The 14,056-nt window shown below is 50.4% G+C and carries 18 protein-coding genes; 15 read left to right on the forward strand and 3 right to left on the reverse strand.

The window, feature by feature from the left end:
- The first annotated feature begins 249 nt into the window (after window positions 1-249).
- Window positions 250-465 carry a hypothetical protein gene (locus DHN43_RS25180; protein WP_063291484.1) on the forward strand — a complete coding sequence of 72 codons (216 nt, stop codon included), beginning with the start codon at window positions 250-252 and terminating at the stop codon, window positions 463-465.
- Between the two features lie 96 nt (window positions 466-561).
- On the forward strand, window positions 562-1,011 hold the full coding sequence (locus tag DHN43_RS25185; protein WP_108820489.1) for a hypothetical protein: 450 nt from the start codon (window positions 562-564) through the stop codon (window positions 1,009-1,011).
- A 54-nt stretch (window positions 1,012-1,065) separates the two neighbouring features.
- Here DHN43_RS25185 and nqrM read toward each other — a convergent pair whose 3' ends face one another.
- Both nqrM and DHN43_RS25195 read right to left on the reverse strand, forming a co-directional pair.
- On the reverse strand, window positions 1,066-1,299 hold the full coding sequence (gene nqrM, locus DHN43_RS25190) for a (Na+)-NQR maturation NqrM (RefSeq protein ID WP_057465444.1): 234 nt from the start codon (window positions 1,297-1,299) through the stop codon (window positions 1,066-1,068).
- 12 nt (window positions 1,300-1,311) lie between these two features.
- A complete protein-coding gene (locus DHN43_RS25195; RefSeq protein ID WP_108820490.1) occupies window positions 1,312-2,340 on the reverse strand; it encodes an FAD:protein FMN transferase in 1,029 nt (342 codons plus the stop codon).
- Window positions 2,341-2,873: 533 nt separating this feature from the next.
- On the opposite strand from DHN43_RS25195, the gene DHN43_RS25200 reads away from it, so the two are divergent.
- From DHN43_RS25200 to DHN43_RS25240, 9 genes are all read left to right on the forward strand, one after another.
- Window positions 2,874-4,226: a Na(+)-translocating NADH-quinone reductase subunit A gene (locus tag DHN43_RS25200; protein WP_057465442.1), complete on the forward strand. Its 1,353-nt coding sequence runs from the start codon at window positions 2,874-2,876 to the stop codon at window positions 4,224-4,226.
- A 3-nt stretch (window positions 4,227-4,229) separates the two neighbouring features.
- A complete protein-coding gene (locus tag DHN43_RS25205; protein WP_063301437.1) occupies window positions 4,230-5,438 on the forward strand; it encodes an NADH:ubiquinone reductase (Na(+)-transporting) subunit B in 1,209 nt (402 codons plus the stop codon).
- Window positions 5,431-6,252, forward strand: coding sequence for a Na(+)-translocating NADH-quinone reductase subunit C (locus tag DHN43_RS25210; RefSeq protein ID WP_108820491.1), 822 nt, complete (start codon window positions 5,431-5,433; stop codon window positions 6,250-6,252). Before DHN43_RS25205 ends, DHN43_RS25210 begins: the two co-directional genes overlap by 8 nt.
- Complete coding sequence (locus DHN43_RS25215; protein WP_057465439.1) at window positions 6,252-6,908, forward strand: NADH:ubiquinone reductase (Na(+)-transporting) subunit D; 657 nt, start codon at window positions 6,252-6,254, stop codon at window positions 6,906-6,908. Before DHN43_RS25210 ends, DHN43_RS25215 begins: the two co-directional genes overlap by 1 nt.
- A gap of 2 nt (window positions 6,909-6,910) precedes the next feature.
- Entirely contained in the window at window positions 6,911-7,519 is a 609-nt protein-coding gene (nqrE, locus tag DHN43_RS25220) for an NADH:ubiquinone reductase (Na(+)-transporting) subunit E (RefSeq protein WP_057465438.1), read from the forward strand.
- A 12-nt stretch (window positions 7,520-7,531) separates the two neighbouring features.
- Complete coding sequence (gene nqrF, locus DHN43_RS25225) at window positions 7,532-8,755, forward strand: NADH:ubiquinone reductase (Na(+)-transporting) subunit F (RefSeq protein ID WP_063290459.1); 1,224 nt, start codon at window positions 7,532-7,534, stop codon at window positions 8,753-8,755.
- A gap of 125 nt (window positions 8,756-8,880) precedes the next feature.
- On the forward strand, window positions 8,881-9,342 hold the full coding sequence (locus tag DHN43_RS25230; protein WP_108820492.1) for an ABZJ_00895 family protein: 462 nt from the start codon (window positions 8,881-8,883) through the stop codon (window positions 9,340-9,342).
- A 3-nt stretch (window positions 9,343-9,345) separates the two neighbouring features.
- Window positions 9,346-9,684: a nuclear transport factor 2 family protein gene (locus DHN43_RS25235; RefSeq protein ID WP_108820493.1), complete on the forward strand. Its 339-nt coding sequence runs from the start codon at window positions 9,346-9,348 to the stop codon at window positions 9,682-9,684.
- Window positions 9,685-9,890: 206 nt separating this feature from the next.
- Window positions 9,891-10,448 (forward strand): isochorismatase family protein, encoded by a 558-nt coding sequence (locus DHN43_RS25240; protein ID WP_063308321.1) that lies wholly within the window; start codon window positions 9,891-9,893, stop codon window positions 10,446-10,448.
- On the opposite strand, the gene DHN43_RS25245 is transcribed toward DHN43_RS25240, so the two are convergent.
- Entirely contained in the window at window positions 10,445-11,380 is a 936-nt protein-coding gene (locus DHN43_RS25245) for a GlxA family transcriptional regulator (RefSeq protein ID WP_108820494.1), read from the reverse strand. The two genes, DHN43_RS25240 and DHN43_RS25245, sit on opposite strands and share 4 nt — an antisense overlap.
- A 100-nt stretch (window positions 11,381-11,480) precedes the next feature.
- Between DHN43_RS25245 and DHN43_RS25250 the strand changes: the two genes are divergently transcribed.
- From DHN43_RS25250 to DHN43_RS25265, 4 genes are all read left to right on the forward strand, one after another.
- Window positions 11,481-12,029 (forward strand): cysteine hydrolase family protein, encoded by a 549-nt coding sequence (locus DHN43_RS25250; protein ID WP_057465432.1) that lies wholly within the window; start codon window positions 11,481-11,483, stop codon window positions 12,027-12,029.
- A gap of 158 nt (window positions 12,030-12,187) precedes the next feature.
- The gene (locus DHN43_RS25255; protein ID WP_108820495.1) at window positions 12,188-12,748 is read left to right on the forward strand and encodes a cysteine hydrolase family protein; all 561 of its coding nucleotides are present in this window, start codon (window positions 12,188-12,190) and stop codon (window positions 12,746-12,748) included.
- Between the two features lie 34 nt (window positions 12,749-12,782).
- Window positions 12,783-13,331, forward strand: coding sequence for a cysteine hydrolase family protein (locus DHN43_RS25260; protein ID WP_057465430.1), 549 nt, complete (start codon window positions 12,783-12,785; stop codon window positions 13,329-13,331).
- A 145-nt stretch (window positions 13,332-13,476) separates the two neighbouring features.
- Entirely contained in the window at window positions 13,477-14,037 is a 561-nt protein-coding gene (locus DHN43_RS25265) for an isochorismatase family protein (RefSeq protein ID WP_057465429.1), read from the forward strand.
- Window positions 14,038-14,056: the final 19 nt, after the last annotated feature.

The following is a 14,056-nucleotide window of genomic DNA, read 5'->3' on the forward strand; positions in this document are numbered from 1 at the left end:
GAAAGGTACATGTAAGTTTGCCGTGGTTCGGAGGTCCTAAGCTTCGAGAAAATGGCTAGAATTAAGGGTCCAAGAGGGCAGTATCACCGGCGATTGTGATAGATAAATCGCGGGTTTGCCACCTAAGTGCTGTTGAGGAATTGGGTGTTTTGATTTTTGAACTGAACGGTGATTTCAGCTTTACGCTAAGACTATTTGCCTTTTTCGTGGGGCAGAACTAAAGAGGGGCGATTAACACACGGAGGCGAAATGGATCAGCTCTCAAACTTCTTTGGTGCAATGCCCTCATGGGTTGGAGTGGTCCTGCTTGTTGTGTTCATTCTGAGTGGCCGTCTGTTCAGAGACGCCTGGAAGCTTCAAGGCGCCAGATGGAAACTGCGGTGCTGGGTTTTCGGGTTGCTTGCCTTGTCGAGCTTTCTGTTGCTGGTGTTCGGCGTTTTTGATTTTGGCTGGGCGAGCAGATAACTTTCTGGTTGCAGAAAACTAGTTTTAAGAGCCTTGGTATATGATAGCTCTCAATTGGCAGAGGTCTGCCGCGAGAAACCTATTGGAGCCAAGAGCATGTTTTCGAAGCCATCATTGATCAGACGCGGTATTACAGCCAAGTTGTTTGGCCTGGCTTTTGGGCTCCTGTGCCTCTACCTTATCGCGTTGCTTAACCTGAATGTTTCGTTTGTGGTTCAGTTCGGCCTGATCCTGTGGTGCATTACGCTTGGTGGCCTGGTGGCGTTGATCGGGGTCATCAACTATCTGCCCTTGCTGAAGTCCATCATGCCGAGCTGGTTCTCTGGCGGTTTCATTTGCGGATGGATGAACTTGCTGCTCTGGCTCATTGGTGGGGACAGTCTGACGTCGATCGGGCAGGGGCTGTTTCCGACACTGGGTAGTCTGTTTCTTGGTATTGGCTTTGTTGCCATTGGTGTCGGCTTCGGGATTGTCGCCGGGTTCTTTGCCAAGCTGATTGGCGGTGAAGGTCCGGACGTTGCGCGAGATTATACCGACAGCAAATAGCAGGCATGCAAAAGGGGCCTTTCGGCCCCTCGAACGTTTTGAAATGGATGGTGATTAAGCTGCGCTCTGCTCTTCCATCGCTTGCTTGCGCTTACACGGCTGCAGTTTTTCACGAAGCGGGCTGTTCGGGTCAACTTCGCGCTTGCAGACGATGCAGTGGTCCGCGCCTTCAATGGCGTTCAAGCCGCCGCAGCTGCCAGTGATCGGCTTGTTCCTGAAAACGGCGCCAATAGCCATTCCTGCCACGACCAGGACCAGCACGATAAACGCGATGATGAAAGTTGCCATTTCGATATTCCGTTATTTCTCTGCAGACTGCTCGAATTTCCTGAACGCGCTGGAAGACCGGGTGATAAAGCGGTCGCCTTCGCGAACGATGAAGTATGCGGCAATCCCTTCACGCTCTGCCAGAGCCATGCCGCGCTTGTCTCCCATTGCAAGGAGGGCTGTTGCCAAACCATCAGCGCGCATCGCATTGTCAGCAATTACAGTTACTGATGCAAGTTTATGCGTTACCGGACGCCCGGATGCAGCATCAATAATGTGTGAGAAGCGTTTGCCGTTCACTTCCTTGTATATGCGATAATCGCCGGATGTCGCCATGCCTTTGTTGCTCACTCGTACGATTTGCTGAACCGTACGCGTTGCGGAGTCTGGCTTTTCGATGCCGACGACCCATGGCTCGTCTTTTGAGTTTTTGCCTTTGGTGACCAGATCGCCACCGATTTCGACAAGGTATTCATCAATGCCGTTTTGCTTCAAAACAGAAGCAACTTTGTCGATGCCAAAGCCTTTTGCGATTGCGGAGAGATTGACTGTGGTATCCGTGTTGACCTTACGCAGTGCTGGGGGATCGGTCTCAAACTCCAGCATGGTGCTCATGCCGACAGACTCAAGAGCGTTGCGGATTTCGCGTGGGCTTGGCTGGGGAGGGGTGTCCTGCTTGGTACCAAAGCCCCATAGCTCAATGAGTGGTGCCAGCGTCACGTCAAAATAACCGGCTGTCAGATTATGAATGCGCAGCGACTCCTGCATCACGATGCTGAAATCGCGAGAGATTGGCGTCCATTCAGTGCTGGTGGAGCGGTTAAAGCGGCTGATCTCGGAGTTTTTGTCCCAGTTGGACATGGCCTTGTTGACGCCAACCAGAGCCTCGTCAACCTGCTGCTGCAGTTCCTGTTTGGTTACAGAAGACGACCCTTTGATGGCTTTGACGTTGAATGTAGTGCCCATGGTTTTGCCGTGAAGTATGATTTCTTCGCGACTTTTGTCATTGGGTACACATGCTGTGACAAAGATGAGTACGAGAGCTGTAATGAGGAAGCGCATTTAGGCCTCAGAGTTTGTTAATTTCCCCGCGTAATCGGCTTATTCTGGTTTTCTGTCAAGTTAAATAGGGTTTGATACTGCTGTCGCAAAGATCAGCAATAGATGATGGTGAAGAAATTGGTAGGTGGTACTACGTGCATGTGAAAACATAGGGGAAAACTTATTTGAGATAAAATTTTCGCGAAACAGCCTTGTTGCCGTTACGTCAATATCACGAATCCCTATTGAAATTTGCGGTATATCAGGGTATTGGCCCGCATAAATCCGTAGGAATAGCTGACCGCAACGCACTTTAATGGTATGCGGGCGGTTACTCCTAACCGGAGCCATGGATGAGTGACGTTCAGCAATGCTCGGGCTTTGTTGCTGAAATTGCGGTCCGTGGGGGGATTTATCTCGGTTCGACTTGTCAAAGTCAATAATCCGCATGCGCGGCATTTTGTAACTCGCAGAATGACTTAGCATCATTTACCCGTAGATACTCCCGTGAACATCTAGTGGTTTGCCCTATAAGAAGCCTGACAGGGTAAGGGATGAAGATTACAAAAGGATTGGATCTGCCGATCACCGGTGCTCCGAACCAAGAGATCCACAAGGGTCCGAAGGTTCGCCGTGTTGCAGTGAATGGCGGGGATTACAACGGGTTGAAGCCGCGTATGTTGGTTGCTGAAGGCGATCGCGTCGTAAAAGGTCAACCTCTTTTCAATGACAAACGCTCTCCTGAAATCAACTATGTTGCTCCGGGTGCTGGCGTTATTGAAGCAGTCAATCGTGGTGCACGTCGCGTTCTGGAAACCATCGTCATCAAACTGGATGATGGTAACGAAGAACAGATCGCTTTCTCAAAGTTTGAAAACAGCGCTTTGGCAACTCTGGACGCATCTGTCGTTCGTGAGCAACTCGCCAAGTCTGGTCTTTGGACAAGCTTCCGTACCCGCCCATACTCCAAGGTTCCGGTTTTTGAAACGCAGCCGCGTTCCATTTTCGTAACTGCGATGGACACCAACCCGCTTGCTGCGGATGCTGGTGTAATCATCAATGCGAATGCTGGCGCGTTTGAAGCTGGGCTTCAGATTGTCTCTAAACTAACCGATGGCCGCACATTCGTATGCCACAGCCCGAAGGATAACCTTCCGGGTGCAAGCGTTGCTGGTGTGCAGATGGAAAGTTTTGAAGGTAAGCATCCAGCAGGTAATGCAGGTACTCACATTCACTTCCTCGATCCGGTTAATGAAAACAAGACAGTCTGGACCATCGGTTATCAGGATGTCATCGCAATCGGTAACCTGTTCCTGACAGGTGAACTGGATGTTTCCCGTGTTGTTTCTGTTGCAGGTCCGCTGGCTTCCAAGCCGCGCCTCGTAACAACTCGCATTGGTGCGGATCTGAATGATCTGCTGGCTGGTGAAACACTGCCGGGTATTCCAGCTCGTGTCGTTTCCGGGTCCGTCCTTTCCGGCACTATCGCCGCCGACCAGTTTGCCTTCCTTGGCCGTTACCACACTCAGGTGACGCTGATGGAAGAAGACCACAAACAAGACGTTGTTGGCTGGGTTCGCCCATTCATGACGAAGTGGTCCAACCTTAATGTGCATCCTTCTGGGTTCTTCCGCACCAAGCTGCAGTTCCCATTTGGTACAAACAAGAACGGTTCCATCCGCGCAATCGTTCCATTGGGTACTTATGAGAAGGTTATGCCGCTCGACGTTCTTCCAACTCAGCTGCTCCGCTCCCTAATGGTACTGGACACTGACATGGCGCAAAAACTTGGCGCTTTGGAGTTGGATGAAGAAGATTTGGCGCTATGCACCTTCATCTGCCATTCCAAGAATGAATACGGAGCTGCGCTGCGTGCAAATCTTGATAAAATCGAGAAAGAGGGCTAACCCGTGAGTTTGCGCGATAAGTTTGATCGTATTGCGCCGCTCTTTGAAAAGGGTGGCAAGTACGAGAAGTTTTACGCCGTCTATGAGATGGTGGATACCTTCATCTACACTCCAAAAACAGTGACCAGCGTTGCGCCGCACGCTCGTGACCACGCTGATCTGAAGCGTGTCATGACGTATGTTGTGCTGGCGACGATCCCTGCGATCCTGTTTGGCATGTACAACACTGGCCTGCAGACAAACTCTGCACTGGCCGCAATGGGCATTACTGAGCCTGCTGGCTGGAGAGCGTTTATTCTCTCTCTGCTGGGTATCGGTTTTAACCCGGACAGCATCTTCGCCAACATGGCGCATGGTGCTCTGTACTTCTTGCCGATCTACATCGTAACGCTCGGTGTTGGCGGCATCTTCGAAGTGCTCTTTGCCATTGTGCGTGGGCACGAAGTGAACGAAGGCTTCTTTGTTTCTTCCATGCTCTACACGCTGATCCTTCCAGCTTCTACGCCACTTTGGCAGGTTGGTCTTGGTATCGCGTTTGGTGTGGTGATCGGCAAGGAAGTGTTTGGTGGTACAGGCAAAAACTTCCTGAACCCGGCTCTTGTTGGCCGCGCATTCCTCTACTTTGCTTATCCGGCAGCTATGTCTGGTGATGCAGTGTGGACGCCAGTTGATGGCTTCTCTGGTGCGACTGCACTGGGTGTTGCTGCGTCTGACGGCATGCAGGGACTGGCAGCAAACGGCATCACGTGGATGAGCTCTTTCGTTGGTACCATTCAGGGTTCCTTCGGTGAAACCTCCACGATTGCAATTGCTCTTGGCGGTGTGTTCCTCGTGACCACAGGTATCGCAAACTACCGTCTCATCCTTGGTTGTCTGGCGGGCATGATTGGTTTCAGTCTGTTGCTGAACCTGATTGGCTCTGAGACCAACCCGATGTTTGCAATGCCTTGGTACTGGCACCTTGTCACTGGCGGCTTCATGTTTGGCCTCGTGTTCATGGTGACTGAGCCTGTGACTGCTGCGATGACAAATCCGGGCCGTTACATCTACGCTGCCCTGATTGGCGTGATGTGTATCCTGATCCGTGTCATCAACCCGGCCTTCCCAGAAGGTATGATGTTGGCAATCCTGTTCGGCAATATCTTTTCTCCGCTGATCGACTACTTCGTTGTGAAGGCGAACATCACACGGAGGATGAAGCGCCATGCCTAATGCTGAAAACACAACAGCTCCTACAGGTCTTTGGGCGCGCTTCAACGCGATGCCTCTGGACTCAGCACCGCGTACGATTACCGTTGCTGTTGTTCTGTGTCTGATCTGTTCGATGATTGTTTCCGGCGCTGCGGTGCTGCTTAAGCCTCAGCAGGAAATCAACAAAACGCTCGATAAGAAGACCAATATCCTCAAGGTTGCTGGTCTTTTCGAGGCTGGTGTCGACGTTGAGAAGGCATTTGGTGCCTTTGAGCCGCGGCTTGTTGATGTTGCAACTGGCAAGTTCTCTGACGCGGCAGACGCTGCGACTTATGACCAGCGCGCTGCTGCGAAAGATCCGGTTCTTTCCGTTGCTTTGGATAATGATCCGGCATCCATCAAACGTCAGGCTAAACTGGCTTCGGTTTATCTGTTGCGCGATGATGCAGGCAAGATTGAACGTATCATTCTGCCAGTGCATGGCTACGGTCTATGGTCCACGCTTTATGGTTTCATCGCGCTCAACGCTGATGGCAATGAAGTGTATGGCCTGCGTTTTTACTCCCACGGTGAGACCCCAGGTCTTGGTGCGGAAGTAGACAATCCAAAATGGATGGCACAATGGCCGGGCAAGCTGGTTTATGGCGATAACGGGTCCGTGGACATCGGTGTCGGCAAATCTGCTCCAGCGGGTATTGATGGCTCCAAGCACCACATTGATGCGATTGCAGGTGCAACGCTGACATCCCGTGGTGTCGACAACCTCGTCAAATTCTGGATGGGCGAGCAGGGCTTCAAGACCTTCCTCGACAATCTGAAAAAAGGAGAGGCGTAATGGCTGGCAAAGACTTGTCCATGCTCAAGGACCCGATGGTCGATAACAACCCGATCACGCTTCAGGTTCTTGGCATCTGTTCCGCGCTTGCGGTAACCTCTTCCCTGAAGGTTGCGCTGGTGATGGCGATTGCGGTGACGCTTGTGACAGCGTTTTCCAACTTTTTCATCTCTCTTTTGCGTAACCAGATCCCATCTTCTATCCGCATTATCGTGCAGATGGTGATTATTGCGTCTCTCGTTATTCTGGTTGATCAGGTTCTGAAGGCGTATCTCTACGAGATCTCCAAGACACTCTCCGTGTTTGTTGGTTTGATCATCACCAACTGTATCGTTATGGGTCGCGCGGAAGCCTACGCTATGAAGAACCCACCAATCCCATCTTTCCTTGATGGTATCGGTAACGGTCTGGGTTACTCCCTGATCCTGTTGCTGGTTGGTGTTGTTCGTGAGCTGCTTGGCTCAGGTTCCCTGTTTGGTGTGCAGATCCTTGAGACCGTGAACAACGGTGGCTGGTATGTGCCAAACGGCCTGCTGCTGCTGCCTCCGTCCGCGTTCTTCGTGATCGGTCTGCTGATCTGGGGGTTCCGTACCTGGAAGCCTGCGCAGGTTGAGAAGCGCGACTATAAAATCATGGAAACTGAGGGAGCTCACTGATTATGGAAGGGCTTCTTTCCCTCGCCGTCAAGGCGATCTTTATCGAGAACCTCGCGCTCTCCTTCTTCCTTGGAATGTGTACATTCCTTGCGGTTTCCAAGAAGGTTGAGACTGCGCTGGGTCTGGGTATCTCCGTTGTTGTTGTGCAGGCGCTGACTGTGCCAATCAACAACGTGCTTTACACCACGCTGCTTAATGACAATGCGTTGGCATGGGCTGGGCTTGAAGGCACTGATCTGCGCTTTCTGGGCTTGATCTCCTACATCGGCGTTATCGCTGCTGTGGTGCAGATCCTCGAGATGTTCCTCGATCGCTATGTTCCTGCGCTTTACAACGCGCTGGGTATCTTCCTGCCGCTGATCACAGTGAACTGCGCGATTATGGGTGGTTCTTTGTTCATGGTGGAGCGTGACTACAATCTGGGTGAGGCATCCGTTTATGGTGTTTCCTCCGGTATTGGTTGGGCGCTGGCGATTACTGCAATGGCTGGTGTGCGTGAAAAGCTGAAATACTCTGATGTTCCTGATGGACTGCAGGGTCTTGGCATCACCTTCATCACTGCTGGTTTGATGGCTATGGGTTTCATGGCTTTCTCAGGCGTGAAGCTGTAAGGGGACGAGTAGATGCAAGACTTTACCTGGGGCATTACGCTCTTCACTCTGATCGTGCTTGCGCTGGTGATCGTCATTTTGATGGCACGCAGCAAGCTGGTTGCATCCGGTGATGTTCAGATCAGTATCAATGGTGAGAAGACACTGTCCGTTCCTGCGGGTGGCAAGCTACTCAATGTTCTGGCAGATCAGAAAATCTTCGTTCCTTCCGCCTGTGGTGGCGGTGGAACCTGTGCTCAGTGCCGCGTGAAAGTGCACGAGGGTGGTGGTTCTATTCTGGCGACTGAAGAAAGCCATATCACTAAGCGTGAAGCACGCTGCGGTGACCGTCTTTCCTGTCAGGTTGCTGTGAAGCAGGACATGAAGATCGAAGTGCCTGAAGAAGTGTTCGGCGTGAAAAAGTGGGAGTGTACTGTTCGCTCCAACGAGAACGTTGCAACCTTCATTAAGTCGCTGGTTCTGGACCTGCCTGAAGGCGAAGACGTGAACTTCCGTGCTGGTGGTTACATTCAGATTGAAGCCCCTGCGCACAAGCTGAAGTACACTGACTTCCATATCGAAGAGCAGTACCGCGGAGACTGGGATAAGTTCAATCTCTGGCAGTATGAGTCCATCGTGGATGAGCCAGTTGAACGTGCTTACTCCATGGCCAACTACCCGGACGAAAAAGGCATGATCATGCTGAACGTTCGTGTGGCATCGCCGCCTCCAGGCACTCAGGGTATTCCTGCCGGTAAGATGTCCTCCTTCATCTTCAACCTGAAGCCGGGTGACAAGGTGACGATTTCCGGTCCGTTTGGTGAGTTCTTTGCTCGCGAAACCGACAAGGAAATGGTGTTCATCGGTGGTGGTGCTGGTATGGCGCCTATGCGCTCGCACATCTTCGATCAGTTGAAGCGTCTTGAGAACCGCGATCGTAAGATCACTTTCTGGTACGGTGCACGTTCCAAGAAAGAGATGTTCTTTGTTGAGGACTTCGACCAGCTGGCGAAAGAGTTCCCGAACTTCACATGGCATGTGGCGCTTTCTGATCCTCAGCCAGATGATGATTGGGACGGTTACACCGGGTTCATTCACAACGTGCTCTACAACGAGTACCTGAAGGACCACGCTGCGCCAGAAGACTGCGAGTACTACATGTGTGGTCCTCCAATCATGAACCAATCCGTGATCAACATGCTGGTTGATATGGGCGTGGAACGTGAAGACATCATGCTGGACGACTTCGGCGGCTAAACGCTGAGAGCACTACAAGAATTAAGAGACCCGGTGTCATGAGGCGCCGGGTTTTTTTATTGTCCTTGGGATGGTTTAAGTCATAATGAATATAGTTTCTGATAGAAGGTATTTGACTAGTGATTATGGATGGTTCCCAAATTAGCTTGTTGAAACATGCTGGTCGGTTTACGGCTCTTTTGACGCTGCTAAAAATCGGCCTCCTCGTTCTAGGGGTATTGAGTAATACTATCTTGGGAGTAGAGCTTTCGATTGGGTTTACCTCCTACATGATGGGCATGTTTGCGGGTTATTGGGTAGGCAAAACTATATACAATCGGCATGATGTATATCTTGAAGGATTTGTCTTACTCAAACTTACCGGACTATGCTTAGTTGGAGTGCTCATTTTAGAGGGAGTTATTACAACTATCATTGTGTTTGGAGATCCTAGCAAAGGGCAAATCTTAAATGACGTGAATACGCTATTTTTTGCGGTGTTATTTTTTGCTTTCTTCAAGTTTGGGACAATTTGGTTAGGGCTTAAACTTGGATGCAAAAGAGCTGAGAAGAAGGCGTACAAAAGAGTACTCAAGGCTATTGGATAACCTATGCAGGAACAACTTCTTTTCTTAGAGCAGCAGCTTTTGAGGCCTGCTACTCGAGGAGATAAGAGACAACTTGAGTTGTTACTTCACGCAGACTTTATTGAGATTGGTGCAAGTGGCCGGACATATGATCGAGCGCAGGTCCTCGCTGAGCTTCCGAGTGAGGCGGCGGACTATCCTGTCAGAACAATTGAGAATTTTCGCTTGCGTAAGTTGAATGAGGAACTCGTTCAGGTGTTTTACAGCATTGTCGAGAATGAGACGCAGCGGACTTCCATCTGGAAACTCGAAGATGGGCAGTGGTCTATGATTTATCATCAAGGCACACGCAGAGCGTCATAGCTAGTCGTTTACCCTCCGAGTTTTCTAAAATCCGACTGTTTGTGTGCGCGTCACCTAAATACTTTGGCTCCTAGTATGCAGCTGGTAAATTTTTCCTAGAGTCTGCTCTGTTCAAGAGTTCCTACGCAGCAGGCTCTCAGGCTTTTTAGGCGTTTCCCATGTGAAGCTGAACCAGTCCAGCAGGGATGCGCTGTAGAGGGTTGGGTATGACGCATAACACTGCTTTGCTCATCATCGCGTGCCAGAACGATCATTTTCCAGGTGGCAAGTTTGAATTGCCTAAGCAAATGGAAGCTGCCGGGAATATTGTTGAGCTCTTGAAAGACGCCAGAGAGCACCACGAGTTCGTAATACACATCAAGCATGTCTACAAAGATCCAAAATCGCCTTACATGGCAGAAGGGTCTTTTGGTGCTGAGATCAACAAGATGGTTTGGCCGAAAGCTGATGAGGCGGTCGTAACCAAATACAACTTTAATGCTCTGGAGGGGACGAACCTGCGAGCGTTGCTGACAGACCATAAGATAGATGATCTGGTCATCTGCGGTTCCATGACCCAGTACTGTATTGTTGAAACAGCACGGGCAACCTTAGACCTCGGATATCCGGTTACTGTTGTTTACGATGCCTGCGCTGCGAGCTGTATGGAGTTCCGTGGGCGTGAAGTGTCCGTGGATGATGTGCAGGCCTCAATTATGGCTTCTCTCATCTTTTCCAACGCGGCGGTTGTTTCGACGGATGAGTTTTTGACCCAGCCGCATTAAGTTGCTGAGCTTTGATATCCGAATTTTTGGCGATACTGACCAGGGCTGAGGCCTGTGGTTTTGATGAACACGCGGCGGCAAGCTGTTGGGTCCTCGTAGCCGACTTCCCATGCGATCTCGTTGAAAGACCGTTTGGTCTGCTCCAACTGCTGGCGTGCTTCGGTTATGCGAAGTTGCTGTAAATAGGTGTTTGGCGTGTGCCCTGTCGCGACTTCAAACCGTCTTTGGAAGGTTCGTCCTGTCAGTCCTGCTTTTTCTGCCATTTCGGGTACTGTCAGTTTTTGCTTATAGGTGGTCTGAAGCCAGTGTTGGGCTTTCAAAATAGCCTGATCACCGTGTGTGAAGTTAGGATAGAAACGGCTGTAGTTTTTCTGTTCTCTCCCGGCTGGGTCGATGAGAAATCTGCGGGAGACTTCGAGCATGGTTGTGTGATCGATGAAGTGGTCAATCAGCCTGAGACCCAGATCGGTCCATGCCATGATGCCGCCTGCGGTGATGATGTCGCCTTCGTCGACGATCATTTTATCAGTATCGAGCTGTACCAAAGGGTATTTCTTCGCAAAATCCTCGGTGATTGCCCAATGGGTTGTGGCGGGCCTGTTGTCAAGAATGCCCGTTTCGGCGAGTAGCATTGCGCCGACGCAGATTGAACAGAGAATTGCACCATGCTCATGCTGGTGTTTGAGCCATTGGATGAGTGCTGGTGAGACGGTCGGGTGATCATCGACCAGACAGGGAGGCAGGATAATCGCCGAGAAAGTAGTGGCTCCGATTGAGCTGATCTGATCTTCGTGAAGCACGGTTGCCTCAATGCTGCTGGCATTGCTTTTGCTGGCAGCGTGGAACATATCGATTAGCCCATAAACCGCTGAGAGTTGTGCGCCGGTGTAGGACAGGATGCCGATTGGATGATGTGTCTCTGATCTGATCATATGGCAATTATAGCATGTTTTATGTCGTATATGCCAATCGAGCTGATGAGAGGTGTTGATTAGGTTTGTTGCTGACAAGAGCAAATCTATGGAGGCACAAATGTCTAAATCCGCACTGGTTATTGTTGACGTTCAGAACGACTATTTCCCTGGTGGCGCCTGGGAGCTGGATGGGCAGGTTGAAGCTGCTCAGAATGTAAAGCGTTTGTTGGAAGACAGCCGCAGCAAGAAAACTCCGATCATTCACATTCAGCATGTGGTTGAAGCAGGTAATGCGCCGTTCTTCAACGCAGGCACTGAAGGTGTTAAAATTCATGATGATGTGTTGCCTCAGGATGGTGAACCGCTCGTGACCAAGCAGTTTGCAAATAGCTTTTTGGAAACCAACCTGAAAGAATTGCTGGATGAGCAGGGCATTGAGCATCTGGTCGTCGTTGGCTCTATGTCTCACAACTGCATTGATGCGACAGTTCGTGCCGCGGTTGATCTGGGATACACAGCAACCATTATTGGTGATGCTTGTGCGACATTGGATATGGAACACAACGGCGAGACTATTCCTGCGAAATACGTACATGGGGCGTTCATGGCATCCCTGGCTTTTGCGTATGGCAAAGTTGTCAGCACAGATGAGTATCTGGCTGCATAACTCAGGCTTTGACTGCTTTCAGAAGCCGGCTCCTGAGGCTGGCTTCTGATCAGGGATAGCTCGGGATTTTATAAAATCTGCTTTTTAAAATCCGGCATGCTTAAACGTGTTGGCCTTATTGTTTGCTCAAATAAGACCAATAGGACTGAGGTGTGCTTATGCCTAGAAGGGCCCTGATCATTATCGACTGCCAGAACGATTATTTTCCTGGTGGTAGCTGTCCTTTAGCGGGGCAGGTCGAAGCAGGAAAAAATATTGCCCGTCTTCTTGAGGTGGTGCGAGACAACGACGAAAACGTCATCCACCTTCAACACATGTACAAAGATAAAACAGAGCCTTATCTGGTTGAGGGATCGCCAGGGGTGGAGATTAACGAGTGTGCAAGGCCCATGAACGGGGAGCCCGTTGTCGTTAAAAACTACATGAATGGCTATAAGGACACCAACCTGCAGCAGATCCTTGTTGAGGCTGGTATTGATGAGATCGTCATGTGTGGTTCTATGAGCCAGAACTGCGTGAATGCGACCGCGCGTCAGACCCTTGATCTGGGTTACCCGCTGACCATCATCTACGATGCGTGCGCCACAGAGGATCTTGAGTTCAATGGCGTAACCGTCCCAGCGGATCATGTTCACACTGCTATGATGGCGTCTTTAAGATTTGCGCATAGCAACGTGATTTCTACCGATGAATTCCTGCATTCGTTGAATGGAGCATAATCGACGTTTTGGATGAGCAACCTCCTGAGGGGATATGGCCAAGAAAGCCCTAATCATCATTGATTGTCAGAACGACTTCTTCCCGGGGGGGAAGTGTGAACTCGAGGGCCAGGTTGAATCTGCTGCGAACATTCAGCGTTTGCTTAAGAGCGCTCGCGATAACGACGATTGCATTGTCCATATCCAGCATTTCTTTAAAGATAAGTATGCTCCGTTCCTTGTTGAGGGAACCATCGGGGCAGAGCTGCATGATAGTTGCAGCCCCGCTGAAGGGGAGCATGTGGTGGTCAAGTATTCTGCCAACAGTTACCTGAACACGAACCTTCAGCAGATTTTAGAGGATGTGGGTGTTGAGGAAATCGTGATCTGCGGGGGCATGTCTCATATGTGCATTGATGCGGCGGCGCGTGCGACTGTTGATCTTGGTTATCCCATCACTGTTATCTACGACGCCTGTGCGACCTGTGATCTTGAGTTTGAAGGCGAAATCGTTCCAGCAAAATATGTTCAAGGGGCGATTATGGCAGCGCTTTCGTTCGCCTATGGCAAGGTTATTTCGACTGAGGAATATCTGGGTCACTGAGCAGGTTTTCTGTGCGGGCTTTATCAGGTCTGGTGTTTACTCCTAGGTTTTATGAAAAATGCGGGTTTTTCTAGCTGAGTTCCGTCAATCGATATCTATTAGACTATTACGCAGTTGGTCTGTCACGTGAGGTGTTGAGCGTAAGATGACGAGAACGGCGTTGCTGATAATTGACTGTCAGAACGACTTCTTTCCCGGTGGGAAATGTGAGTTGGAAGGGCAGTTCGAGGCTGCGGGGAACATTCAGATGTTGCTGACAAATGCGCGCGTTCAGGATCAAACCATCGTTCACATCCAACATCATTTTAAAGAGAAAGATGCGCCGTTTACGGTTGAAGGCACGATTGGTGCTGAAATCCACGATATGGCGAAACCGTTGCCGCACGAGCCAATCGTGACGAAGTATACCTCTAACATCTTCCTCAACAATAACCTCAAGCAGATCCTGGATGATGAGAATGTTGAGGAGCTGGTTATCTGTGGGTCGATGAGTAAGGATTGCATTGCAGCTGCAGCGCATGCAACGACAGAACTCGGATATCCGATTACGATTATTTACGATGCATGCGCGACGCGGGAGCCGGGGTCCTGTGATACGTCTTCTCAGCAAGAGTTTGTGCAAGCAGCGATTATGGCTTCGCTGTCGTTCATTTGCAGCAATATTGTCTCCACAAATGAATATCTGCAGAGGCACTCTCCGGCGTAGGGTCTTATTTCAGGTGTTT

The sequence above is a fragment of the Pseudovibrio sp. Alg231-02 genome (assembly GCF_900143565.1).
Lineage (GTDB): Bacteria > Pseudomonadota > Alphaproteobacteria > Rhizobiales > Stappiaceae > Pseudovibrio.